Source organism: Kribbella sp. NBC_00482 (assembly GCF_036013725.1).
GTDB lineage: Bacteria > Actinomycetota > Actinomycetes > Propionibacteriales > Kribbellaceae > Kribbella.
Genome location: NZ_CP107881.1, coordinates 2,585,677 through 2,608,159, shown reverse-complemented (window position 1 = coordinate 2,608,159; position 22,483 = coordinate 2,585,677). Strand labels below are relative to the sequence as shown.

Below are 22,483 nucleotides of genomic sequence, written 5' to 3'. Positions count from 1 at the left end.
CGATCCGGCTGAGAGGCCGTTGACCTGCGGGTTCGTAGGGTTTCCCTACTCTGCGTTAGGCCTCTGTAAAGGTCCTTACCAAAGTGTTCCGAAGGTACCCACCGGTGAGGTGTTCTTTATCTCAACGCCGAACAAAGCCGTCCGGCGTACGATCGAGACTGCCGAAGGAACTGCGATGACCGAGACGCTGGAGACCCCCACAACGCACCGTCGCGTGCGGGTCTGGTTCGGCGCTCACCCCATCGCGGATCACACCGCCATGGCGGAGCAGGCAGGGCAGTACGAAGAAGCCATGCGCCGCCGGTTCGCGTCCCTCCGGGTGACGAGCGAGCCGGTGCTGGTGGACGCAGAACGATGACTACCCGGCCAACGCTGCTCGGGTACGTACGGGCCGACGCGCTGAGCTGCGCGGAGGAGCTGGCTGCGGCGACGGATTCCCTCGTCGCCTTCGCCAGCGCCGAGGGATTCACCCTCGGAACCGTCTACACCGAGCGCGATTCGGCCGAGTCCGCCGCCTTCCACGCACTGCTCGACGAAGTGAAGCGGTCCGAGGTTCACGCCGTCGTCGTACCGACCATGAACCACCTCGGACTCGGCACCACCGGTACTCCGGCAGCGATGCGGCAGCACCTCGAGTTCCACCAGGCGCACGTCTGGGCGGCCGACTCGAGATAACTCCACACAGGCAAGCGGAGCTGACGTCTTGACCCCTGCATCGGCGTCGGTTCCGCTCTCCACCTCCACAGCTGCACCGGGGATGCCCGGGCGGTAGTGGACCACCAAGGCCCCACCGGCTGCTACCGGTGGGGCCTTGTGCATGCTCAAGCCACGATCTTGTACCCGTACCGCTTCATCACACCGGCGACCGCGGTGTTGAAGATCCCGGTCACCTCGAGCTTGAAGTGCAACTGCACCTTCCGGATCACCCGCTGGAAATGCAGATGCCACGAAACCCCGGCCGCCGGCACCGTCTCAGCCTTCGTGATCGCGCCGACCCGCGGGTGCGCCGCCCAGGCGATCACCCGGGCCCGGTCCGCACCCCAGACACCGGTCATCGCGTCGTGTGTCCGCGCGTACTCCATCGCGGCCAGCGAGATCGTCGAGTCCGGCACCGGCTCCTTCGGCGGGTGTGCCTTCAGGTACAGCTCCCAGGTCATCCCGTAGTACCCGGGCGGTCCGTCGTCCGGGCCGCGGTTGGCCAGCCCGTTCCGCTTCCGGTGGTACTCCGCGACCTGATGCGCGGCGCCGCGGGACAGGTCCTTGTCGCCGACCGCGATCGCGTGCACGTGGTACGGCCAGTTGCCCTGCGCGGGCGTCCGCAGCCAGGCCGCGAACCCGACCTGCCGGAGCGCCTTCACCACCGCGACCCGCTGCGCGGCGCTCTTCGTCCGTACGTCGACGTCCACCGCGCCGCCGCCGTCGTGGGTACCGGCCGAGGCGTCCACGCCGCCGGCGTTGTACGACCCCTGCAGGATCGCGAACTTCGAGTGGTACAGCTTCTCCGCTGCCTCGGCCATCGCCACGGTGCGCTTGTTCATCGTGAAGCCGCGCCAGGAAATCCTTGCCTCAGGCATCTTTTCCACCGGCCTCGGCCCCGAGGATCCGCTCCGCGTCCTCAGCCGCGCCGAGCGCCTCCAGTTCGTCCAGCTGCTCTTCGGTCAACTCGTCGTCGAACACTTCCGGCATTACTGTTCCTTCCCCCTGGGCATCCGCGCACCGACCCCGGGTGCGCGAAAATCGCGAACCAGCCTAGGCCGCTGTCAGGTCAGGTACTACCGGCGAAGGTTTGAGGAATGTGAAGTTTTCCGGCCGGACCGCGTGCCGGGGTGTGTGGGAAACCGGGAAGTGGGGTACCTGTAGGTGGTCCCGCGGTTCGGTCAGTGCCATTCGGGCATGGGTGGTGTTCACCGAGCCGCGAGTTCTCCCACTGAGGGGCGGGAGAACGACCGGCCCGGCGGGTGTGTCTCTCCCAGGATGCACCCGCCGAGGTCCGGAAAACGTCAGAGCGCCGACGCGACGAACAGGTACCTGTTCAGGCTGAAGAAGTAGCTCGCGCCGAGACCGCGCAGATCGTCCGCCCACGCGCGCGCCTCCTCCTGCGTCACGCCCGCATGACCGGGGACGAAGTCCGACACGATGTCGATCAGGCCGCCGCTGTACGTGCGCTGGTCGTAGCCCGTGTTGAGGATCGGCACCACCTGCTGATGCGTCGGCGTGAAACCGGTCTTCGCCAGTACGTCGGCCAGCGTCCGAGGCAGATGCGGATCCGCCAGGTGGTCCTCGAACGCGGTGAGCACCCGCCGCATCCGCTCGTCGTCACTCGATCGCCACACCACCGATCCCCAGTCCGTGTCGAGCAGTACGACGCGACCCGCCGGCCGGAGCACTCGCCGTACCTCCTCCAGCGCGTCCGCGACCGCGTCGACGTACTCGAAGACCTGGGTCGAGACCACGACGTCGAAACTCTCCGCCGGGTGCGGGATCCGCGCGACCGAGCCGAGTTCGAGCTCGAGTCCTGGTCCGCCCGGGACGTCGGCGCGGGTCCGGGCGATCGCCAGCATGCTCTCGCTGATGTCGATCCCGCAGATCCGCCCGTTCGGCCCCACCTCGCCGGCCATCTCCGCGGCCAGCAGTCCCGGCCCGAAACCGACGTCCAGCACCCGGTCGCCCGGCCGCAACGCCAACGCCGCCCGCACCGCCCGCCGCTGCTCAACCACATCAGATGTGGTGTAGACCGCCTCGATCTGCCGGGAAACCTCTGCGTCGAACTGCAACCCGTCCCGGTCAACCTCTCCGCCCATGCCCAACATCATGATCCTCGATCGCCTCGCCGGGGAGGGCATTTGCAAATCGGATGAATGCCCCGGGTTGCCCCGCTACGGTGACCGGATGATCGAGCTGCCCGAGACGTTCCTGCAGATGCCGCGGTGGTGGACCGAGGGCGCGGACTGGCTGCGGGACCTGCCGATGGCGGTCGAGCAGCAGTGCCGGCGGTGGGATCTGACGGTCGTGGGAGCGGTTGCACACGGGTCGAACGCGATCGTCGTCCCGGTCACGCGAGGCGGCGAGGAGTTCGTACTGCGGATGTCGCCGCCCGGAGCGGAGGTGTCCGAGCAGACGTGGGCGCTCCGTTGGTGGGCAGGTCGGGGCATGGCCCAGCTGTACGACGCCGACGTCGAGGCCGGCGCGATGTTGCTGGAGCGGTTGTCCACACCGTTGACGACCCGGCCCGTCGAGGAGGCGGTCGCCGTACTCGGGCAGCTGATGCGCAGACTCGCCGTACCGGCTCCGTCCGAGGCGCGGTCGACCGCGGACATCGTCACGACGCGGTCGGCCGACCTGGAGCCGCAATGGGAACGCCTCGGCCGCCCGTTCGACGCCGCGATCCTGCGCGAGGCGCTGAGCGGCGCGCCGTACGAGACCAGCTCGACAACAGCCGTGAACGGTGACTTCCACGCGGCGCAGGTGCTCGCCGGGACCCGCGAGCCGTGGCTCACCGTCGACCCGGTCCTGTTCCAGGGCGACATCGAATACGACCTGGGCCGCGTGCTGTGGACACGGCTCGACGAAATGGCGGACATCGTCGAGTACTTCGACAGCGCGGTCCGCGAAGCCGCCTTGGACCGGGACCGGGCGCGCGACTGGGTGATCTGGCGAACGGTCGACTACTGGCTCTGGGGACTCTCGGTCGGCCTCACCGAGGACCCGGTGCGGTGCGCGCGGCTGATTACTGCGCTTTCCAGATGAAGCGGCTGCGCATCATCCGTGGAGCGTCGGCCGCGTTCGGCGCGATCGAGTGCAGGATCCACGGATGGGTGAGGTACACGTCGCCGGCCTGACCGGTCAGCTCGACGACGCGGACCGGTAGACCGTCGAGATCGGCCGGCTCCATCGGGTCCACCGTGCGCTGCTCCGACGTCAGGTTGCGGAACCACGGATCCGACCGCAGCACCCGATCGCGGACCGCCTTGAACTCCCGCTCGTCGGTCGTGGTCAAGAACCGCTCGATCACCTTGTGCGAGCCGGCGACCTGCGGAGTCCCGCCGCCGCCCGGCCCGACATCGGCGTACAACGCCCAGATCTTCACAGCGGTGGTCTCGCTCTCGAAGCCGGCGTCCGTGTGCCACTGCAGATGCGGCACCGCCCACGGCACGCCTTCCGGCATCGTGACCAGCACCTGTCCCTGGTGCGTCGGCTCGACCCATTCGCCGAGCAGCCCGTCGAGCGCCGACCGCACCCGCGGGCCGAGGATCGCGTGCGCGCGTCGATCGTGCTTGGTCGTCTTCAGACCGGTCGGTCGCAACGGCGTCCAGGTCGAACTGTCGTCGCGATCCATGTCATGCCGCGCGGACAGCTCGTTCCAGAGCACGTCCCGCATCCCCGCGGCCTCGTCGGAGGTGAACGCGGACGGGATCTTCACGATCCCGTCGCGCTCGAAGGTTTCCAGCTCTTGGGCGTTGAGCATTCACCCATGCTGCGTCAGGCGGCAGGATGCTTCCACCCATTAACAGGTCCGGCCGGGCAGCGTCCCCTCCAGGAAGTACGCCGTGATCCGCTCGCGCCCGCACTCCGAGTTCAGCCAGACCGTGTGCCCGTAGGTGTCGGCGACCAGCAGGTGGCTGTTGTCGATCTGCCGGGCAAGACTCCGCGCATTGGCGAGCGGAGTCGCCGGGTCGTGGGTGTTGGAGGTGATCAGGATCGGCGGCACACCGTGCACCGGTGTCCGCTGCCACGGGTTGCTCGGTGGGATCGGCCAGCCGGAGCACGTCGCCGCCATCACCCATCCCTCGACCGCTCCGCCGACGCGGGGAGCGACTGCTCGGGCCAGGGCGAGCCGTGCGCGGGCATCGGCGTACCCCTTGAGTTCGCCGGGGAAGTCCATGCAGGAAACCGCTGTGTACGCCGACTCGGGGTTGCCGACATAGCTCGCGGTCGCGAAGTCGGTACCGTCGCCCTTCGCCGCCTTGTCCAGCGCGGCCGCGAGGACGGGGAAGTTGTCCCCGAACAACGCTGTCGCCGGCAGCAGCGAGGGCAGCGCCATCCGGAGTACGTCGCCGTTCACCGGTCCGTTCGGTCCGGTCAGCGGGGTCTTGTCGGCCTTGCGTACTGTCGCGTCCCACAACGCACCGACATCCTGCCCGTGCAAGACGCATGACGTGTCCTGGGCACACCACGCGATGAACCGGTTGAACCCGTCCTCCATCGCCTTCGCCTCGCCGAGCATGAAGCGCAGCGATCCCTGCGAGTGGTCCACGATCCCGTCCAGCACCATCCGGCCGACCCGCTGCGGGAACTGCTGCGCGTAGATCATGCCGAGGTAGGACCCGTACGAGATGCCGAAGTAGTTGAACTTGGCCTCCCCGAGCGCCGCCCGGAACGCGTCCATGTCCCGGGCCACAGTCCGGGTATCGAGGTTCCGCATCAGGTCGCCGTGCTGCTTCAGGCACTGCACACCGGTCGCACGGCTCGCCGCGACCATCGCGTCGTACTGCGCCTTGGACTTCGGGAACGCCGGCACGCCGGGGCGCAGCACCGGACCGCAATCGAGTTGGCTGCTGCTGCCGGTGCCCCGTGGGTCGAAGCTGACCAGGTCATAGCGGTCCCGGAACTGCGGCAAGAACGCGTCGGCCAGGCCCGCGGCGAAGATCGACCCGCCCGCGCCGCCCGGTCCACCCGGGTTGAAGAACAGGGACCCGAGCTTGCGAGCCTGGTCCCTGGCCGGGACCTTCGCGACGAAGAGTTTCGTCGTCGGGCCGGACGGTTTCGACCAGTCCAGCGGCACCCGTAGCTCGGCGCACTGCTCGACGGCGCCCGCTTGGCACGGCTTCCACTGCAGCCCGGTGGTGGCTGTCGCCGTACTGGCGGGCACCGCCGCGAACACCATGGACGCCACAACCGCTGTCACCGTCAACGATTTCCACATGGCGACCAATCTAGGCCGGAGCCAGCACTCCGGGGCGGGTTCGGTGCGCCGGGTTTCAGTGCGCCGGGGCGAAGTCGTGGAACCCGATCAGCTGCCGGATCTTCCCGTCGGCGTCGAGTACGACGACGTCCGTGCCGCCGGCGACCGGCTCCTGTCCCTCGGCCTTCAGGTGCCAGGTCCAGCGCAGGTAGTTGTGGTGCTCGTCGATGTCGCCGATCCGGACGAACGACAGCCCCGGGAACATCTGCTGCGCGGCGCCGACCAGCTTGTTCAACTCGTCGTGGCCGGTGGCCTCGAAGCTCGGGTCCTGGAAGGTCGCGTCGTCGGTCCAGGTCCCGGCGATGAGCTCGGCCCGGCGGTCGGCGTCGGCGTCGTTCCACATGGCGAAGTACTGGTCGGCGAGAGCGTTGGCGTTCATGGTGTTTCCTCCTCGATCGGTTGCGATGACCAGAACCTTGCCGCGAGATCCGGCGTACCGTCGATGACGTCAGAGGTAATGGCCTTGTCTACGCCACCAGCTACGGTCGGAACATGGCAGCGACGATCGAGGAGACGTTCCAGCGCCCTGTCGGTGAGCTTCTGCGCGGCTGGCGGGAGCGCCGGCGGCTCAGTCAGCTCGAGCTGGCGAACCGGGTCGAGGTGTCCACGCGGCACGTGAGTTTCGTGGAGACCGGGCGGTCGAAGCCGAGTCGCGAGATGGTGATGCGGTTGGCCGAGCATCTCGACGTACCGCTCCGGGACCGCAACCAGTTGCTGCTGGCCGGCGGGTTCGCGCCGGTCTACAGCGAGGCGTCGCTGCACTCGCCGTCGATGCTCGCGATCCGTACGACGCTGCGCCGCCTGCTGAAGGCTCACGAGCCGTACCCGGCGCTGGTCGTCGACCGCTGGTGGAACATCGTCGAGGCGAACGCCGGGATCGCGATCTTCACCGCGGACGTCGACGAGAAGTTGCTACAGGCACCGATCAACGCGCTCCGCCTGACCCTGCACCCGGACGGCCTGGCCCCGCGGATCGCCAACATCGCCGAGGTCCGCGCCGCCGCGCTCGCAAGCCTGCAACGTCAGGTGGCCGGCACCGCGGACCCCGAACTCCAGGACCTGTACGACGAACTTCGCGGGTACGCCGTCAACGACAAGCCGGCACCACCCGGGCCGGCCGAGGTCGTCGTACCGTTCGATCTCACCCACGACGGCCGCGAACTCTCGCTCCTGACCACCATCGCGACATTCGGCACACCGCTCGACGTCACGGTGTCGGAGCTGATGATCGAGTCCTTCTACCCGGCCGACGACGCGACCGCGGAGTACCTCAGAAATGGTGCCACCGGCGAGTAGGGCTGCGTGACCTACTCGCCGGTGGCGGGGTGCCCTACCGGCCTGAGGAGGGGTGGCCGGTGGGGAACGTCGTCGGGAAGCTCGGCGTCGGAATGCTGGGCTTCTCGGTCGGGGTCGGGAACGTCGGCTTGGTCGTCGGGATCGACGGCTTGGCCGGGAGCGTCGGCTTGACGGTCTGCGGCTTGCCCGGGTCGACGGTTACCTCTACGCCACCCGTGACCGTCGGCAGGGACGGCGCAGTCGGCTTGGTGGTCGGCTTGCCCGGCACTGTCGGCAGGGTGGGCTTCCCAGGCAGCGACGGCTTCGTGGTCGGTACCCCGTCCACGCAGTCCGGCAGTGTCGGGACCGGCTTGGCCGACGGCAGGCTCGGCTTCGCCGTCGGGAGCGACGGCTTGGCGGTCGGGACGCTCGGCAGGGTGGGCTTCCCGGGCAGCGTCGGCTTCGTCGTCGGCAGCGACGGCTTCGTCGGCAGCGTCGGCTTGGCGGTCGGCACAGTCGGCGTACCCGGCAGCGTCGGCTTGGTCGTCGGCACGGTCGGCTTGCCCGGAAGCGTCGGCTTCGCGGTCGGCCAGCTCGGCTTCGTCGGCAGCGTCGGCTTGGTCGTCGGCACCTGCGGCTTACCAGGCAGCGACGGCGGGGTGGTCGGGAGGCTCGGCTTGCCGGGCAGCGTCGGCTTCGCGGTGGGCAGGCCGGGCTTGCCCGGAACCGCCGGCTTCGGCGGGTTGTTCGGGTCGATCGTCTTGTTCACCGAGACCGTTGCCTTGGGCAACTGCGGCTTCCCCGGTTTCTGCGGCAGGCAGGTCGGATCCACCGACGGCGCCGACGGCGTACCCGTCGGAATCACCGCCGGCACCGGAGGCCTTCCGCCACCGGCCAGCAGGTTCTTCACCGGTAGGGCCGGTCCACCGACCGCGGCGGAGACCGTCGCAACGGTTCCCGCCAGTGCGGTGACACCAGCCGCGGCCAAACCCCGGCGCAACCAGGTCAGCCGCTTGCCGCGCCGCATCAGATCACCGGCGTTCGGCTGCCACGGCTCGATCTCGTACGTGAGCGCGTCGTGTACCCGCTGCTCGTCACTCATCAGTTTCCTCCAACTCCGCTGTCGATCAGGTCGGGTGCCAGACGCAACTTGGCCAGCGCCCGGGAGGCCGTGCTCTTCACGGTCCCGGCCGCCATGCCGAGCAGCTCGGCGGTCTCGGCCTCGGAGAGATCCTGCGAGTAGCGCAGCGCGACCACGGCTCTCTCCCGGACGGTCAGACCACCGAGGGCCGAGAGCACGGCCTCCCTGGTCTGGACCGCCCCGGCGAAGTCCGCCACCGCTCGCTGGTCCCAATCGTTCTGTACCGGATCACTGGGTACTTCGTTGTTCCAGCGCCGGCGGGCCTGGGAGAGGAATCGGTTGACCAGCACCCGCCGGACGTACCGCAACGGGTCGCCCTCCAGCCGGTGCCACTTCGGATAGGACCGCATCAACGCTTGCTGCACCAGGTCCTCGGCGGTGTGCCGATCGCCGCACAGCATCTCCGCGAAGCGGAGCAAGGGGGTCGACTGCGCCACGACGAATCGCTCGAAGTCGGCGTCCGCGGTCCGGGTCATCGATTCTCCTCAGCCTCTGTCACACCCGTCCAAACCCGCTGGGTGACCGATCGGGTTCTGTGCAGTCACGAGAAATTTATTCACGGGCTATGCAGAAGAGGTGTTTGTGAGTCACATTGGGTGCTCAAGCCTTCACCGCCCCGGAGGTTCCGCCCATGCGTATCACCCGTACAACCGCGCTCACCGCCTGTCTGGCGATGACCGCCGCGATCTTTACGGCAACCTTGCCCAGCACGGCCGCCACGCCCGACCCCGTCTCGGTAGCGGCCCAACCCGTTGCCGGATCCAGCAACATCAAGGTCGACGGCAGCCGCATCGTCCTCGGCGACGCCCCGGCCGCGATCGGGTCGACCGAGATCAAGCAGCGTTCCGGCCTGGCCGAACTCACGCCGGTCCGGTTCGCGGATCCCACGTCCGCCGTTGTCGTCGGCTACACCTCGGGTACGCCGGACGGTTCGTCGGCGGAAGTCGACGTACGGTCGTGGGTCAACAACAGGTGGTCGGAGTGGACGGCGGTCAAGGCCGGTACGCCGACCGCGCTGCCGGGTGCGAGCGACCAGGTCCAGGTCCGGATCATCGTCAGCGCACCCTCGACCGGCACGAGCCCGTGGGTCGGCGACCTCACCGTGCAGCCCACGGACCAGGCCGCCGTACCGCGGATGACGGTCCAAGCTGCGCCGCTCAAGTCGCACGTCTTCGCCACGCGCGAAGGCCTGGTCGGCGGTACGACGGCCAACGGCCACGTGATCGTGAGCCGGGACCACTTCGTCGCCCTGCCGTCACGACGCGGCCTGTCCAGCGCCGGATCCGGCACGTACTCGGTGAAGGTCTGCACCGCCTCGCGCTGCGCGTTCGAGCCGGTGTGGGACGTCGGCCCGTGGAACACCAAGGACGACTACTGGAACCCGAGCGCGACCCGCGAGATGTGGAAGGACCTGCCGCAGGGCAAGCCCGAGGCGCAGGCGGCGTACCAGAGCGGGTACAACGGCGGGAAGGACCAGTTCGGCCGAACGGTCGCCAACCCGGCGGGGATCGACCTCGCGGACGGCGTGTTCTGGGACGCGCTCAAGCTGGCCGACAACTCGTGGGTCGACGTCACGTACCTGTGGACCGGCGATGGCGGGCGCGGGACGGTGTCGATCTCGTCCGGGTACCTGAACGTGCGGAATGCGCCGAACTCGACCGGTGCGGTCGTCGGGATGGCCGGCAAGTCGGCGCAGGTCACTGTCGAGTGCCAAACCACTGGGCAGAGCGTTACCGGGTCGCAGGGCACGAGCAATGTGTGGCTGCGGGTGAACGCCGGCATGTACGTCGCGAAGGCGTGGGTGTCGGCGGGGAGCTTCGGCGCCTGCTGAACCTGCGCCACTCACCAACACCACGGCCGCACGCTCACCGACTGCTCGGTGGGCGTGCGGCCGTCCCCTTGGTGAGTGGCTGAGGTCCGCCCTCTACTTCCCGCGTGACGGGACGGTCGGCGGCTGCGTCGGGGTCGCCCGCGGCTCAGGTGTCCTGGTCGGCGCGACAGACGGCGTACCCGGCACAGTCGGCGTCGGCCGCACCGCCCGCGGCGACCGCGTCGGAGTCGCCCGCGGCTCAGGCGGACGGCTCGGCGAGGCCGTCGGCGTCGCACACGAAGCTTCCCTCGGCGTCGCAACCGTCGGCGGCAGGCTCGGGGTCGCCGTCGGCGGGCGGGTCGGGGTGGGGACCGCTCGACGGGTCGGCGTCGCGGTCGGTTGGCTCGGGGTTGCCGTTGGTGGGCGGGTTGGGGCTGTGGTTGGGCGGCAGGTGGGGGATGGGGTTGGTGGGAGGGTCGGGGGAACCGGCCGTGCCGATGGCGAGCGGGTCGGGGTCGCAGCCGCGCTTGGGGTGGCGGTTGGGGTTAGTTCGGAGGGGGTTGCGGCGGTCGGTCCGCCTTGGGCGACTGTGTCGGCGGCCGAGTTGCCGCTGCGCGCCATCGCCGTACCGGCGACTGCGACGCCGACCACCGCCGCGGCGGCGAGCCCGCCCAGCAGTATCCGGGTCATCCGCCGCTTCCGGCCTACCTCGTCCATTGTTGCCCTCCGCACCTTTTGATGTTCGGTCGGGCTGAAGGACGCAGCCGGGTAGCCAAAAGGTTCTGCCGGCGTCAGCTCGGGGTGCGAGTCGGCGGGCTGGACGGGGTAGGCAACCCTGACGGCGTACGCCGAGGCGGCCGCACGGGCGACGTCGAGGTCGGAGTACTAGTAGGCCGCGCAGTCGGCGTCCCACCAGGCACAGTCCCAGGCACAGTAGGCGGCTCTGTCGGCGTCGGCGTTGGCATAGACGGCGTCATGCGAGTCGGAGATGGAGTCGTCGGCCGGACAGGCGCCGACGGACCAGGGTTCGCAGGCTGAGGTACGTCGCCGCGCAGCTGACCACTGCCCGCGATTCCCGCGACCGCAACCACAGCGACGACCGCAGCCGAAGCCCCAGCCGCAGCGACCCGCCCCCGGACCCGCCGCCGACGCGCACCGGCAATCACCAGCGCCGGATCGAGGGGCGCGATGGAATCGTCCGGTGCCAGCACGACCCGGAGCTGCTCCTCAGCGGGCGTCCCGCGCTCGTCGTTCATGATCGCTCCCCCACACCGCTCAGCTCGGGCGCGGCCCGCAGCTTGTCCAGGGCTCGCGCATTCGCGCTCTTCACCGTCCCGATCGCCACCCCGAGGACCGCAGCGGTCTCCCGTTCGGTCAGGTCCTCGACGTACCGCAGTACGACGACTGCTCGCTCGCGCCGGCTCAGCGTGGCGAGCGCGGCCCCGACCGCGACTCGCCAGTGGACCGCGCTGGACTGATCGGACTCCACCGATTCGACGTACAGCTCGATCTCCGACGCGTCGCCGCTGGGACGCTCACGCCACGGCCGGCGCCGTACCCAGGACAGGTGCTGGTTGACCACCGCCTGCCGGACGTACGCGAACGGGTCGGCCATCTCGATCCGGTCCCAGCGCAGGTACGCCTTCTCCAGCGCGGTCTGCACCAGATCCTCCGCGAGGCCCGCATCACCACAGAGCACCCGCGCGAAGTGCACCAACCGCGCGGATCTGGCCAGCACGAACGCCGTGAAGTCGTCGTCACGACTCCCCGTTGCCGCCATCTGCACTCCGTCCTGCCGTCCTCACCTCACAGGACGCTGAGCGGGCGCCAAAGGTTCTGCCGGTTCCGAGAATTGTGTGGACGCGGTCAGCCGGGGCAGCGGGACGGTGTCGGCGGCCAGGCGGACCCGGTTCCGGCCGGCGGCCTTCGCGGCGTACATCGCGCGGTCGGCGCGGAGCAGCAGGTCGTCGACGGTCGCCCCGTCGGTCGGGTACACCGCGACGCCGATGCTGACCGTCAGGTGGAAGGTGTCCGGGTCGAGATCAGGGTCGTCGAGTACGCCGGCGCACATCGCGGCCAGCGGGCTGTTGGCGACCGCGTTGCGGAGCCGGTCCGCGGTCACCGTCGCCTCGTCGAGGCCGGTGTCCGGGAGCGCGATCACGAACTCCTCGCCGCCGAACCGGCCGATCACGTCCTTCGCCCGGATCGCGCTGCGCAGGATCGTCGCGACCGCGCGCAGCGCCTCGTCGCCGACCAGGTGCCCGTGCCGGTCGTTGACCAGCTTGAAGTGGTCGATGTCGATCAGCAGCACCGCCATCGTCTCGTGCTGGTTCCGCGAGGTGCGCAGCATCTGCTCGGTCCGGCGGCGCCACCAGTCGACCCGGGTCAGGCTGGTCTTCGGGTCGGTCTGGGCCTCGGTCTCCAGCTGGCCGAGGAGCAGCGCGCGCTGCGCGGTCAGCGTGATCGGGATCGCGACGAACGCGAACCACGGGCCGATCAGGCAGGCCGCCGCGAGCAGGCAGCCGAAGGTGGCGGCGGTCGCGTCGGTACACAGGTCGTCCAGGCCGCCGACCGTCTCGCGGCGGTTGCTGCCCGGGATGATCAGCGAGATCGCGAGCCCGCAGAGCAGCGTGTCGGTCACGACGTACGCGACCGCGCCGCAGACCATCGCGACGACCAGGCCGAGACCGCTGTCGCCGGTCAGGCCACGCGCGGAGACGAAGACCGCGTGCGCGGCACCGACCGCGAGGACGTGGACGGCGGTCGAGAAGGCCCAGCGGTACGGGATGCACTTGCCGGCCCGGATCCGCCACCAGATCCGCAGCAGCACCGCGACCAGGATCGCCAGCGCCGGATGCAGGATGAGCGCCGCGGCGATCATCCAGGCCGGGGCGAAGTCCTTGTGCAACGCACCGCCGCGCCGCCGCCGGCTCTCGACCCGGCGGGCGCCCTCGACGGAGATCAGCGCGGACACGGTCAGCGCGAACACGACGTCCAGCCCGCGCCAGCTCGGGCGGTCGGTGAACGCGTGCGCGCCGTACCCGATCGCGGCCAGGTCGACGAGCACGACGACGGCGAACGCCGGGACCGTCAGGGTCCAGAGCGCCCAGGAACGTATCGCTCGCCTACTCTGTGCAACCATCACTTCACACGGTACGGCGTGTGGGCGTCAGGTCCCAATCGGTGACGGCGCGGCTGTGGATGACGACTTGAGAACGATCGCCGATACTTCGAAATTCATCCGTTTGATCAACAATCAAACGCAGGTTTCCCCTTGCGGACAAGGGAAAACCTGAACGCGTTCGTCCGAAATTCAGCGCCGCCGGCGGGCTGCGCCGAACAGGCCGCGGACGATCTCCCGGCCGGCCGTACGGGCGAACTGCTTGAAGGCGGACGACCCGACGACCTGCTCGACCATCGACTTCTCCTGCTTCTGCGCCCGCGGCCGCGGCTCCTCCTGCGGCTTGGCCTGCTCCTGCTGCTGCTTCTCGGCCTCGGCCTGCGCGGCACCGGCCTGCACCTTCGCCGCGAGCACCTCGTACGCCGACTCGCGGTCGAGCGTCTGCGAGTACTTCGCGTTGTTCGCCGAGGCCTGCACCGTCGCGGTCAGCTGCTCCGCGGACGCCGGCGCCATCAGCGACTGCGGCGCCCGGAGCCGGGTCCACGCGACCGGGGTCGGCGCGCCCTTCTCGTTCATCACGGTCACGATCGCCTCGCCGATCCCGAGCTGGGTCAGCACCTCACCCAGGTCGTACGACGAGCTCGGGAACGTCGACACCGTCGCCTTCAGCGCCTTCGCGTCGTTCGGCGTGTGCGCCCGCAGCTGGTGCTGCACCCGCGAACCGAGCTGCGCCAGGACGTCGTCCGGCACGTCCTTCGGCGTCTGGGTCACGAAGAACACGCCGACGCCCTTCGACCGGATCAGCCGGACGGTCTGCGCGATCGAGTCCAGGAACGCCTTCGAGGCGTCGTTGAACAGCAGGTGCGCCTCGTCGAAGAAGAACACCAGCTTCGGCTTGTCCACGTCGCCGACCTCGGGCAGGTCGTGGAACAGGTCGGCGAGCAGCCACATCAGGAACGTCGAGAACAGGGCCGGCCGGTCCTGCAGGTTCGGCAGCTCGAGCAGCGAGATGACGCCCTTGCCGTCGCGCTGCTGCAGCAGGTCCGCGGTGTCGAACTCCGGCTCACCGAAGAACGCCTCGGCGCCCTGGTCCGCGAACCCGATCAGGGACCGCAGGATCACGCCCGCGGTCGCCGCGGACAGGCCGCCCAGGTCCTTCAGATCGCCCTTGCCCTCGTCGGACGTGAGATGCGTGATGACGGCGCGGAGGTCCTTGAGGTCGAGCAGCGTCAGCCCGGCCTTGTCGGCGTAGTGGAAGATCAGCCCGAGCGACGACTCCTGGACGTCGTTGAGCCCCAGCACCTTGGACAGCAGCACGGGGCCGAACGACGTGATCGTGGCGCGGATCGGGACCCCGGCACCCTGCCCGCCGAGCGCGTAGAACTCGGTCGGGAACCCGGTCCCGACCCACTCCTGGCCGATCGACTTGGTCCGGGCCAGCAGCTTGTCGTTGCCCTCACCCGGCTGCGAGACGCCGGACAGGTCGCCCTTGATATCGGCGGCGAACACCGCGACACCGGCCGCGGACAGCTGCTCGGCCATCAGCTGCAGCGTCTTCGTCTTACCGGTACCGGTGGCACCCGCGACCAGGCCGTGCCGGTTCATCATCCCCAGCGGGATCCGGACCGCCGCCTCCGGTTTCGGCTCGCCGTCGACCAGCAGCGCGCCCAGCTCGAGCGCCGCCCCCTCGAACGCGTACCCCTGCTTGACGGTCTCGACGACGTCGGCTTTCTCGGCCATCTCAGCGTGCCTTCCCCGGTTGACGGAACTACCCGGTGGGCATGCTAGTCCTCCGGCGTCAGCGCATGACGACCACACGCGTGGCGTCGGCCGCGAAGGACCAGATCGCGACCGACATCGAGGCCGAGACCCGGATGCAGCCGTGCGAGGCCCGGTAGTTCGTCCCGAGCAGCCAGTCGGCGTGGATCTGCTGCCCGTTCGACTTGTACGTCGGGATCTGGTGGAACCCGACGCCGCAGGGTGCGAACCGGACGAAATGGTTCAGGTAGAGCCGTCCGCCGTCGGTGTTGCGCAGTACCCGCGCCGCCCGCCCGCACTTCGAGCCGCTCGTGTACGTGCCGGCCTTCAGGTACGTCGGGTTGTCGATGATCCCGCCCTGCCGGACCACCTTTCCACGGGCATCGATCAACCACACCCAGTTCTGCGTCTGGCTGATCACGATCCGGCGCCCGGTCCCCGAGCGGCCCGGCACCGGGCGGACGTCGCAGCGTTTCGCGGTCGAGGCCATCAACCGCGCGTACGTCGTACTGTTCAGCGTGCCGGTCTGGCTCAGGACGTTCGCGGACTGGAACCGGACCGTGGCCGCCTGGGTCATCGCGCCGATCTTGCCGTCGGACGGGCCCGAGGTACAGCCGAGCTTGTTCAGGCGGGTCTGGGCCGCCTTCACCTGGGACACCGTGATCGCCTCGGCGGGCACCGTCGTACCGAGCGCGACCAGCGTGATCGCCGCGGTCGCGAGGCCGAGTTTCGGAAGAATTCGCATACCGTTCACCCCCATGGTCGTGGGCGCGGAACCGCGCTCACTGCTCCTGTTCCGTGGGACGCCCAATGGCTCCGAAAGGTTGCATCGGTGCACCGGACTATTCCGGTGACATTCATGACCTCCTCGTGGGACCTTTGACACCGCTAGACTTCGGGGGGTGATCTTCAAGCGTGTCGGGGACGACAAGCCGTACCCGGACCATGGGCTGCGACCGAAGGACTGGTCTTCGCTGCCGCCCAGGCAGGTGCGGCTGGACGAACTCGTCACGACGAAGGGCACTTTGGATCTGAACGCGCTGCTCGACGAGGACTCGACTTTCTACGGCGATCTGTTCGCGCACGTGGTGGAGTGGAAGGGCGACATGTACCTCGAGGACGGCCTGCACCGCGCGCTGCGTGCCGCGTTGCAGCAGCGTTCGGTCCTGCATGCACGGGTCCTGGTAGTCGACTGACCAATGGCTGCCGCTCACGGGGGGGTGGAGCAAATGACGGCGATTCATCCGCAACCGAGACCGCACTCGCGGATCCGGTGGCGTACGCCGATCACGATGGTGATCCTGCTGGGGATCCTCGCCGGTGGGGGCTGGTGGGGCTGGAACTCGCTGGTGAACAGCAGCGCCGAGCCGACCTGCACCGAACAGAAGCTGACGAACAACCGCCTGGTGCCGAAGCAGGTCGTGCTGAACGTCTACAACGGCGGCGCCCGCGCGGGCTCGGCCAGCCGAGTGGCCGACGCGCTGAAGCAGCGCGCCTTCAACATCGACAAGGTCGCGAACGAGCCCAAGGGCGACAAGGTCGACGTAGTGGCGCTGCGCGGTGCCGCCGCGGACGCGCCCGAGATGCTCCTGGTCGCGGGTCAGCTGAACCAGAAGGCGGTCATGATCGCCGACGGCCGCACCGACCACACCGTCGACCTGGTCATCGGCGCCGGTTTCGGCTCCGTGAAGCTCAAGGGCATCCCGTCGGTCACGGTCGCCCCCGGCGCCACGGTCTGCCTCCCGGTCATCCACAGCCCCCAGCCGGTCCCGTCGGGCCAGAACCCCAACTAGCCCTTAGTTCTGTTCGCGGCCGCGTTCGCCGAACCAGCCGGCCAGGCGGCCGGCCCGGGAGACGGCGCGGAGGCGGCGGACGGTCTGTTCACGGACCGGGCTGGGCGCGACCACGAGCAGGGCGTCTCCGGCCCGGAGCACGGTACGGCGGTCCGGGACGAAGGCTTGTTCGCCGCGGATCACCAGCGCGACCGAGACACCGGGCGGTAGCCGGAGTTCGGCGATCTCGACCCCGGCCAGCCGGGACTCGCTCGGGACGTGCACCTGGAGCATGTCCGCGCCGAGCGACTCCAGCGGCGCCACGTCGATGTCCACCTCGTGCGCCGCGTTCTCGTCGAGGACGCCCAGCCGCTTCGCCAGCCACGGCAGCGACGGCCCCTGCAGCAGCGTGAACAGCAGCACCAGCACGAACACCACGTCGAAGATCCGGCCGGCCTGCGGCACGCCCTCGGCGAGCGGGATGGTCGCGAGCACGATCGGCACCGCGCCCCGCAGACCCGCCCACGAGATGAACGTCCGCTCCCGCCACGGCAACCGGAACGGCGCCGCCGAGATCGCCACCGACGCGAACCGCCCGACGACCGTCACCGCGACCCCGATCACCAGCGCGACCAGGACGTCGTTCAGCTCGAAGTTCCCCGGTGACGCCAGCAGCCCGAGCATCACGAACAACCCGATCTGCGCCAGCCAGGCGATCCCGTCGACGAACGACCGGGTCGCTATCCGGTGCGGCAACTCCGCCCGTCCCAGCACCAGCGACGTCACGTACACGGCCGCGAACCCCGACACGTGGAGCAGCACCGAGCCACCGGCGTACGAGATGAACGCCACGGAGAGCACCGCCAGCGGGTACAGGCCGGCGGAACCGAGCGCCATCCGGCGGATCAGTCCGACGCTCACCCACCCGATAAACAGCCCGAACAGGGCGCCGACGACCAGTTCGTAGACGACCAGGCCGCTGAACCACAGCAGGCCCTTCTCGCCGACCTCGCCGGTGCTGACGAGCGTGACCAGCAGCACGGTCGGAGCGTCGTTCAGACCGGACTCCGCCTCCAGCGCCCCACGCAGCCGTGGCCGGATCGGCACCCGTCTGAGCACCGAGAACACGGCCGCCGCGTCCGTCGGCGACGTCACGGCCCCGATCAGCACCGACAGCTGCCAGCTCAGCCCCAGCACGAAATGCGCCACGCAGGCGACGACCCCGACGCTGACCGCGACCCCGACCGTCGCCAGCACCAGCCCGAGCGGCATCACCGGCCGTACTTCGTTCCACCGGGTCGTCAGACCGCCCTCGGTCAGGATCACCACCAACGCCGCGAACCCCAGCGCGTGCGCCAGCTGCGCGTCCTCGAAGTGGATGTGCCCCGGCCCCGACTCCCCCAGGAGCAGTCCCATCCCGAGGTAGATCAGCAGCGACGGGAGCCCGATCCGCGCGGAGAACCGCACCGCGACCACGGCGACCAGCAGAATCGCCGCCCCCGCGAGCAGAATCGCGTCGAGCTCCGCAACATCCATAGGGGCCCTCTCGTCGAGCGTCCCGAGTCAGGTCCAGAGAGACGAAAACCCTGACGCATCACACAGCATCAGGGTCTCCGGCCTCTGGCCGCCCCGGAGGGCGGTTGGCGGTGGCGGAGGGATTTGAACCCTCGGACGGGGGTTGCCCGTCACGCGCTTTCGAGGCGCGCTCCTTCGGCCGCTCGGACACGCCACCGCCGAGGACAATATCAAGGTCTGTGGCCGATGAAGAAATCGCGGAGCCGGGCACCGGCCTCGTCGGCCATCACACCGCCGACCACCTCGGGCCGATGGTTGAGCCGCCGGTCCCGGACGACGTCCCACAGCGACCCGACCGCGCCGGCCTTCTCGTCGTACGCCGCGAAGATCAGCCGGTCCAGCCGGGACAGCACGATCGCCCCGGCGCACATCGTGCACGGCTCCAAGGTGACCACCAGCGTGCAGCCGGTCAGCCGCCACTCGCCGACGTGCCGGGCCGCGTCGCGGATCGCGAGCACCTCGGCGTGCGCGGTCGGATCACCGGTCGCCTCACGCTCGTTGTGACCGCGCCCGATGATCTCCCCGCCCTCGTCCACCACGAGAGCCCCGATCGGTACGTCGGGCAACGCCCGCTCGGCCTCCTCGAGGGCCAGCGTCATCAACCGCGACCACGCCTGCCGCAGGATCGGGCTAGCCAACGGCTTCGATCGCGTCGTGGAACTGGTTGCCGAAGCCAAGCGTGTCGGCGATCTCCTCGAGCATCTCCTCGGGGTAGAGGTCGACGTCGTCGCACAGTGCACCGAGGTCCATCGCGGCCATCCCGAGGTCGGCGATGATCGCCAGGTCGCCGGCCGGCACCTGCTCGTCGTCGTCATCGGCCAGCGGGATGTCGAGCTCGTCCACGACCTGCCGGGCCAGGGGCCACTCGGTCGCGGCGGTCACATCGGAGATCAGCAGCCGAGCGCGACCGCCCAGCACCCGGACCAGGACGAAGAAGTCCTCGTCGACCGACACCATGCCGAGCACCCCGGCCTCACCGGGATACCTGAGGAGCGCGGACACCAGCGTGGACAGATCGGGCTCACCGCGCAGTACCAGCGGCGTGACGGTCCAGTTCCCGTCCTCGGTGTACGCAGCGACCGCGAAGTCCAGGTCGGTAACCGTGGCATCAGACACCGCATCATCGTCCCAGACCGGCGGCGTCCCGGCGATCTCAAGCCGATATCAGATCCGCCAACACCGGTCAACGGTCAGTGATGGTAGGTCGCTCTGCGCATCGCCTCGCGCAACTGCCGGACGCGGGCCCGCCGGGGCGCGATCCGGTCGCGGAGGGCGCGCGCTTCGTCGAGCTCGCGCAGAAAGGCGGCACGGCGCCGCAGCCGTTCGAGCTGCTCGGGCGTCTTCTCGGTCATCGAACTACTCCCTGGTGGGCGAACAGGGCGAATCCAATGCAGTTTCAAGTCTGACAGCGAGCGCGCTTTCCCGCCGCGAATCGCCGACGGTACCGTTCGGCCTTATGCAGATCCTCGTCGTGGACCACCCGCTCGTCGCCCACAAGCTCACCGCGCTGCGCGACGAGCACACGGACTCACCCACGTTCCGGCGGCTGACCGACGAGCTCGTCACGCTGCTCGCCTACGAGGCGACCCGGGACGTGCGGACCGGTCCGGTCACCGTGCAGACCCCTGTCGCGGAAGCGCAGGGCGTGAAGCTCGCCGCGCCGAAGCCGCTCGTCGTCCCGATCCTGCGCGCCGGTCTCGGCATGCTCGACGGCATGACCCGGCTGCTCCCGACCGCGGAGGTCGGGTTCCTCGGCATGGTCCGCAACGAGGAGACCCTGACCGCGTCGACGTACGCCGAACGCCTCCCGGAGGACCTGTCCGGACGCCAGTGCTACGTCCTCGACCCGATGCTCGCCACCGGCGGCACGCTCGCGGCGGCGATCCAGTTCCTGGTCGACCGCGGCGCCGACCACATCACCGCGATCTGCCTGCTCGCCGCCCCCGAGGGCGTCAAGCGCGTCGAGAACGAACTCACCCACCTCGACGTACCGTGCAACCTCGTCATCGCCGGTATGGACTCCCACCTGAACGAAAAGGGCTACATCGTCCCCGGCCTGGGCGACGCCGGCGATCGCCTCTACGGCGTCGCCCAGTAACTCAGACGAGGGTGTTGCGGTAGAAGAGGTTGGCTCGGCGGTCGCCGACTACTCCTGATGCGAAGCCGAAGTACAGGCGGGCCGTGGCGTCGGTGGAGCCGTAGACGGCCATGCCTTCTGGTTCCCGGTAGGTGAGGCTTTTGCCGGCCAGGGTCAGGAAGGAGTCGACCAACTGGCCGGCGTTGATGTCGTAGCACCAGAGTTTGGACGTTGCCTTGGTTTCGTCGGGCTCGCCTGGGTAGGCCTCGCCTTCCCAGAAGTACGCGTACGCGCCGTACAAAGCCCAGCCCTGGAAGTCGATGCCGGCCGTCAGCGCCGGCTGTTTGAAGGACGCCAGCACCGTCGAGAAATCACCGCTGCGGGCGGCCGCCAGCGAGTAGACGTTGATGTGCATGCCGCCCGACAACGAGTGACGTACGCCGAGCTGGTTGAAGCGTTGATCCACAGCCGGTGTGAAGACACTGCCGCTCGACACCGGTTTCCACTTCGTCACCGACGAAGACGTCAGCGTCGCGCCGTTCTGCCACGGGAACCGGGCGATCTGCCGCCCGCGCCCGTTGGCCGTGTCGACATCGGTCTCGGTCCAGATGTACGTCGTACTCCCGACGGCCTCGGCGCCGATCGAGACCGCATGGCCGAACCCGGTCAGGTACATGTGACCGAGCACAGTGCCGGAGAAGTTGAGTTGGCTGAGGGTGAGGTCACCGCTGTTGGCCGGCGTACCGGACCGCAACTGGCCGGTGAAGAGGCGGTTGTTCGGGGTGTCGAAGGCGAACGACTGCATGACCGTCGGTCCCCACAACGGCTTGCTGCGGAAGAACTCGTTGGTCGTCGCGCTCATCTTGAAGCGCTTGGAGGTCGGGAGGGACAGGGTCCGGGCGGTGGCCGCGGGTACGCCGAGGGTGCCTGCGGCAACTAATGCGCCGGCACCTGTCAGCAACCCACGACGGGACAAATTGTCCATGGGCATTAGACCAATCTGCTGCGATAGAACAGGTTTGCGCGACGGTCGCCCGTCACGCCGGAGGCGAAGCCGAAGCAGAGTCGCGGGCAGCCGAAGCGATCGACGTACACCCCGACGCCCTCGGCCTCGCGGTAGACCAGGTCGGCGCCGTCCACGATCTTCACGGACTCGACGACCTCGCCCTTGGTGATGTCGTACGTCCAGAGCCACGACGTCGCCACCGCGGGATCAGGCGTACCGGCGTACGCCTCGCCTTCCCACAGGTAGACGTACGAGCCGTACAGCGCCCAGCCCTGGAAGTCGATGCCCGCTGTCATCGCGGGCTGTTTGAACGTCGCGAGCACCCGCGAGAAGTCCCCGGCGCGCGCCGCGGCCAGCGAGTACACGTTGATGTGGAACCCGTCCGCCAGCGTGTGCCGGATCCCGATCCGGCCGTGCCGCTGATCCACGGACGGCGTGAACACGGCGCCGTCCGCGACCGGCTTCCAGCTGCGGAGCCCCGGGGAGTCCTTCGTCAGCGTCGCGCCGTCCTGCCAACGGAAGCGGGCGATCTGCCGGCCGCGCGCGTTCGCCGTGTCGACGTCGGTCTCGGTCCAGAGGTACGTCGTACGCCCGACGGTCTCCGCCCCGATCGAGACCGCGTGGCCGAACCCGCTCAGGTACATGTGCCCGACGACGTCGCCGGCGAGCGTGAGCTGCGTCAGCGTGAGATCACCACTGCTGGCAGGCGATCCGGCCCGCAGCTGCCCGGTGAAGAGCCGCTGGTTCGCGCTGTCGAAGGCGATCGACTGCATGACCGTCACGTCGGCCAGCGGCTTGCTGCGGAACACCTCGCCGCCCGGCCCGTCGAGCGCGAAACGCCGCGTGGGAGTCAGGGTGAACGGATTGGCGGAGGCGGGCGCACCCACAGCTCCGGCAACGACGACAGCACCGGCACCAGCAAGCAACCCACGGCGGGAGAGATTGTTCATAACGCCCGACGGTAAGTCGTTTACCGCGAACTGTCA

26 protein-coding genes and 1 tRNA gene are annotated in these 22,483 nt (G+C 69.2%); 8 read left to right on the top strand and 19 right to left on the bottom strand.

The genetic code is table 11. The features are described from left to right. The first annotated feature begins 175 nt into the window (after positions 1 to 175). Both OHB24_RS13210 and OHB24_RS13205 read left to right on the top strand, forming a co-directional pair. The gene (locus OHB24_RS13210; protein ID WP_327639290.1) at positions 176 to 358 is read left to right on the top strand and encodes a hypothetical protein; all 183 of its coding nucleotides are present in this window, start codon (positions 176 to 178) and stop codon (positions 356 to 358) included. After that, on the top strand, positions 355 to 675 hold the full coding sequence (locus OHB24_RS13205) for a hypothetical protein (protein ID WP_327639289.1): 321 nt from the start codon (positions 355 to 357) through the stop codon (positions 673 to 675). The genes OHB24_RS13210 and OHB24_RS13205 overlap by 4 nt, the downstream gene beginning before the upstream one ends. A 146-nt stretch (positions 676 to 821) precedes the next feature. On the opposite strand, the gene OHB24_RS13200 is transcribed toward OHB24_RS13205, so the two are convergent. Together OHB24_RS13200 and OHB24_RS13195 are read right to left on the bottom strand one after the other, a co-directional pair. After that, the gene (locus OHB24_RS13200) at positions 822 to 1,574 is read right to left on the bottom strand and encodes a hypothetical protein (protein ID WP_327639288.1); all 753 of its coding nucleotides are present in this window, start codon (positions 1,572 to 1,574) and stop codon (positions 822 to 824) included. Between the two features lie 426 nt (positions 1,575 to 2,000). Continuing rightward, the gene (locus OHB24_RS13195) at positions 2,001 to 2,801 is read right to left on the bottom strand and encodes a methyltransferase domain-containing protein (protein WP_327639287.1); all 801 of its coding nucleotides are present in this window, start codon (positions 2,799 to 2,801) and stop codon (positions 2,001 to 2,003) included. An 88-nt stretch (positions 2,802 to 2,889) separates the two neighbouring features. On the opposite strand from OHB24_RS13195, the gene OHB24_RS13190 reads away from it, so the two are divergent. Beyond that, positions 2,890 to 3,747 carry an aminoglycoside phosphotransferase family protein gene (locus tag OHB24_RS13190; RefSeq protein ID WP_327639286.1) on the top strand — a complete coding sequence of 286 codons (858 nt, stop codon included), beginning with the start codon at positions 2,890 to 2,892 and terminating at the stop codon, positions 3,745 to 3,747. On the opposite strand, the gene OHB24_RS13185 is transcribed toward OHB24_RS13190, so the two are convergent. The 3 genes from OHB24_RS13185 to OHB24_RS13175 are packed head-to-tail and all read right to left on the bottom strand — an operon-like array spanning position 3,728 to position 6,341. Then, positions 3,728 to 4,465: a phytanoyl-CoA dioxygenase family protein gene (locus OHB24_RS13185; protein WP_327639285.1), complete on the bottom strand. Its 738-nt coding sequence runs from the start codon at positions 4,463 to 4,465 to the stop codon at positions 3,728 to 3,730. The two genes, OHB24_RS13190 and OHB24_RS13185, sit on opposite strands and share 20 nt — an antisense overlap. 39 nt (positions 4,466 to 4,504) lie before the next feature. Continuing rightward, complete coding sequence (locus tag OHB24_RS13180; RefSeq protein ID WP_327639284.1) at positions 4,505 to 5,923, bottom strand: alpha/beta hydrolase; 1,419 nt, start codon at positions 5,921 to 5,923, stop codon at positions 4,505 to 4,507. 55 nt (positions 5,924 to 5,978) lie between these two features. Continuing rightward, a complete protein-coding gene (locus OHB24_RS13175) occupies positions 5,979 to 6,341 on the bottom strand; it encodes a nuclear transport factor 2 family protein (RefSeq protein WP_327639283.1) in 363 nt (120 codons plus the stop codon). A 113-nt stretch (positions 6,342 to 6,454) separates the two neighbouring features. On the opposite strand from OHB24_RS13175, the gene OHB24_RS13170 reads away from it, so the two are divergent. Continuing rightward, positions 6,455 to 7,258: a helix-turn-helix domain-containing protein gene (locus OHB24_RS13170; protein WP_327639282.1), complete on the top strand. Its 804-nt coding sequence runs from the start codon at positions 6,455 to 6,457 to the stop codon at positions 7,256 to 7,258. A gap of 34 nt (positions 7,259 to 7,292) precedes the next feature. On the opposite strand, the gene OHB24_RS13165 is transcribed toward OHB24_RS13170, so the two are convergent. Both OHB24_RS13165 and OHB24_RS13160 read right to left on the bottom strand, forming a co-directional pair. Further along, complete coding sequence (locus OHB24_RS13165) at positions 7,293 to 8,339, bottom strand: hypothetical protein (RefSeq protein WP_327639281.1); 1,047 nt, start codon at positions 8,337 to 8,339, stop codon at positions 7,293 to 7,295. Beyond that, positions 8,339 to 8,854: a SigE family RNA polymerase sigma factor gene (locus OHB24_RS13160; protein ID WP_327639280.1), complete on the bottom strand. Its 516-nt coding sequence runs from the start codon at positions 8,852 to 8,854 to the stop codon at positions 8,339 to 8,341. Before OHB24_RS13160 ends, OHB24_RS13165 begins: the two co-directional genes overlap by 1 nt. Before the next feature lie 155 nt (positions 8,855 to 9,009). On the opposite strand from OHB24_RS13160, the gene OHB24_RS13155 reads away from it, so the two are divergent. Next, positions 9,010 to 10,209: a hypothetical protein gene (locus OHB24_RS13155; RefSeq protein ID WP_327639279.1), complete on the top strand. Its 1,200-nt coding sequence runs from the start codon at positions 9,010 to 9,012 to the stop codon at positions 10,207 to 10,209. A gap of 93 nt (positions 10,210 to 10,302) precedes the next feature. On the opposite strand, the gene OHB24_RS13150 is transcribed toward OHB24_RS13155, so the two are convergent. From OHB24_RS13150 to OHB24_RS13130, 5 genes are all read right to left on the bottom strand, one after another. Further along, a complete protein-coding gene (locus tag OHB24_RS13150) occupies positions 10,303 to 10,905 on the bottom strand; it encodes a hypothetical protein (RefSeq protein WP_327639278.1) in 603 nt (200 codons plus the stop codon). A gap of 535 nt (positions 10,906 to 11,440) precedes the next feature. Beyond that, the gene (locus tag OHB24_RS13145; protein WP_327639277.1) at positions 11,441 to 11,968 is read right to left on the bottom strand and encodes a SigE family RNA polymerase sigma factor; all 528 of its coding nucleotides are present in this window, start codon (positions 11,966 to 11,968) and stop codon (positions 11,441 to 11,443) included. A 21-nt stretch (positions 11,969 to 11,989) separates the two neighbouring features. Beyond that, positions 11,990 to 13,330 (bottom strand): GGDEF domain-containing protein, encoded by a 1,341-nt coding sequence (locus OHB24_RS13140; protein ID WP_327639276.1) that lies wholly within the window; start codon positions 13,328 to 13,330, stop codon positions 11,990 to 11,992. A gap of 171 nt (positions 13,331 to 13,501) precedes the next feature. After that, positions 13,502 to 15,049, bottom strand: coding sequence for a helicase HerA-like domain-containing protein (locus OHB24_RS13135; protein WP_327639275.1), 1,548 nt, complete (start codon positions 15,047 to 15,049; stop codon positions 13,502 to 13,504). A gap of 58 nt (positions 15,050 to 15,107) precedes the next feature. Next, positions 15,108 to 15,812, bottom strand: a complete 705-nt coding sequence (locus tag OHB24_RS13130) for a L,D-transpeptidase family protein (RefSeq protein WP_327639274.1) — start codon at positions 15,810 to 15,812, stop codon at positions 15,108 to 15,110. Positions 15,813 to 15,969: 157 nt separating this feature from the next. Between OHB24_RS13130 and OHB24_RS13125 the strand changes: the two genes are divergently transcribed. Further along, the gene (locus OHB24_RS13125; protein WP_327639273.1) at positions 15,970 to 16,263 is read left to right on the top strand and encodes a type II toxin-antitoxin system VapB family antitoxin; all 294 of its coding nucleotides are present in this window, start codon (positions 15,970 to 15,972) and stop codon (positions 16,261 to 16,263) included. Positions 16,264 to 16,296: 33 nt separating this feature from the next. Next, entirely contained in the window at positions 16,297 to 16,860 is a 564-nt protein-coding gene (locus OHB24_RS13120; protein WP_327639272.1) for a LytR C-terminal domain-containing protein, read from the top strand. A gap of 3 nt (positions 16,861 to 16,863) precedes the next feature. Here the strand turns inward: OHB24_RS13120 and OHB24_RS13115 are convergent, their stop codons facing one another. The 5 genes from OHB24_RS13115 to OHB24_RS13095 all read right to left on the bottom strand — a co-directional run bounded on the left by OHB24_RS13115 (position 16,864) and on the right by OHB24_RS13095 (position 19,766). Beyond that, a complete protein-coding gene (locus OHB24_RS13115) occupies positions 16,864 to 18,375 on the bottom strand; it encodes a potassium/proton antiporter (protein ID WP_327639271.1) in 1,512 nt (503 codons plus the stop codon). A 105-nt stretch (positions 18,376 to 18,480) separates the two neighbouring features. Beyond that, positions 18,481 to 18,571: transfer RNA gene (locus tag OHB24_RS13110), tRNA-Ser, on the bottom strand. A 13-nt stretch (positions 18,572 to 18,584) separates the two neighbouring features. Further along, positions 18,585 to 19,013: a nucleoside deaminase gene (locus OHB24_RS13105; RefSeq protein ID WP_327641055.1), complete on the bottom strand. Its 429-nt coding sequence runs from the start codon at positions 19,011 to 19,013 to the stop codon at positions 18,585 to 18,587. A gap of 31 nt (positions 19,014 to 19,044) precedes the next feature. After that, complete coding sequence (locus tag OHB24_RS13100; protein ID WP_327639270.1) at positions 19,045 to 19,530, bottom strand: tRNA adenosine deaminase-associated protein; 486 nt, start codon at positions 19,528 to 19,530, stop codon at positions 19,045 to 19,047. Between the two features lie 74 nt (positions 19,531 to 19,604). Further along, positions 19,605 to 19,766: a hypothetical protein gene (locus tag OHB24_RS13095; RefSeq protein ID WP_165547398.1), complete on the bottom strand. Its 162-nt coding sequence runs from the start codon at positions 19,764 to 19,766 to the stop codon at positions 19,605 to 19,607. Positions 19,767 to 19,870: 104 nt separating this feature from the next. Between OHB24_RS13095 and upp the strand changes: the two genes are divergently transcribed. Then, on the top strand, positions 19,871 to 20,512 hold the full coding sequence (gene upp / locus OHB24_RS13090; protein ID WP_327639268.1) for a uracil phosphoribosyltransferase: 642 nt from the start codon (positions 19,871 to 19,873) through the stop codon (positions 20,510 to 20,512). A 1-nt stretch (position 20,513) separates the two neighbouring features. Here upp and OHB24_RS13085 read toward each other — a convergent pair whose 3' ends face one another. Both OHB24_RS13085 and OHB24_RS13080 read right to left on the bottom strand, forming a co-directional pair. After that, positions 20,514 to 21,482 carry a phage baseplate protein gene (locus OHB24_RS13085; protein WP_327639267.1) on the bottom strand — a complete coding sequence of 323 codons (969 nt, stop codon included), beginning with the start codon at positions 21,480 to 21,482 and terminating at the stop codon, positions 20,514 to 20,516. Further along, positions 21,482 to 22,447, bottom strand: a complete 966-nt coding sequence (locus OHB24_RS13080; RefSeq protein ID WP_327639266.1) for a phage baseplate protein — start codon at positions 22,445 to 22,447, stop codon at positions 21,482 to 21,484. The genes OHB24_RS13085 and OHB24_RS13080 overlap by 1 nt, the downstream gene beginning before the upstream one ends. Positions 22,448 to 22,483: the final 36 nt, after the last annotated feature.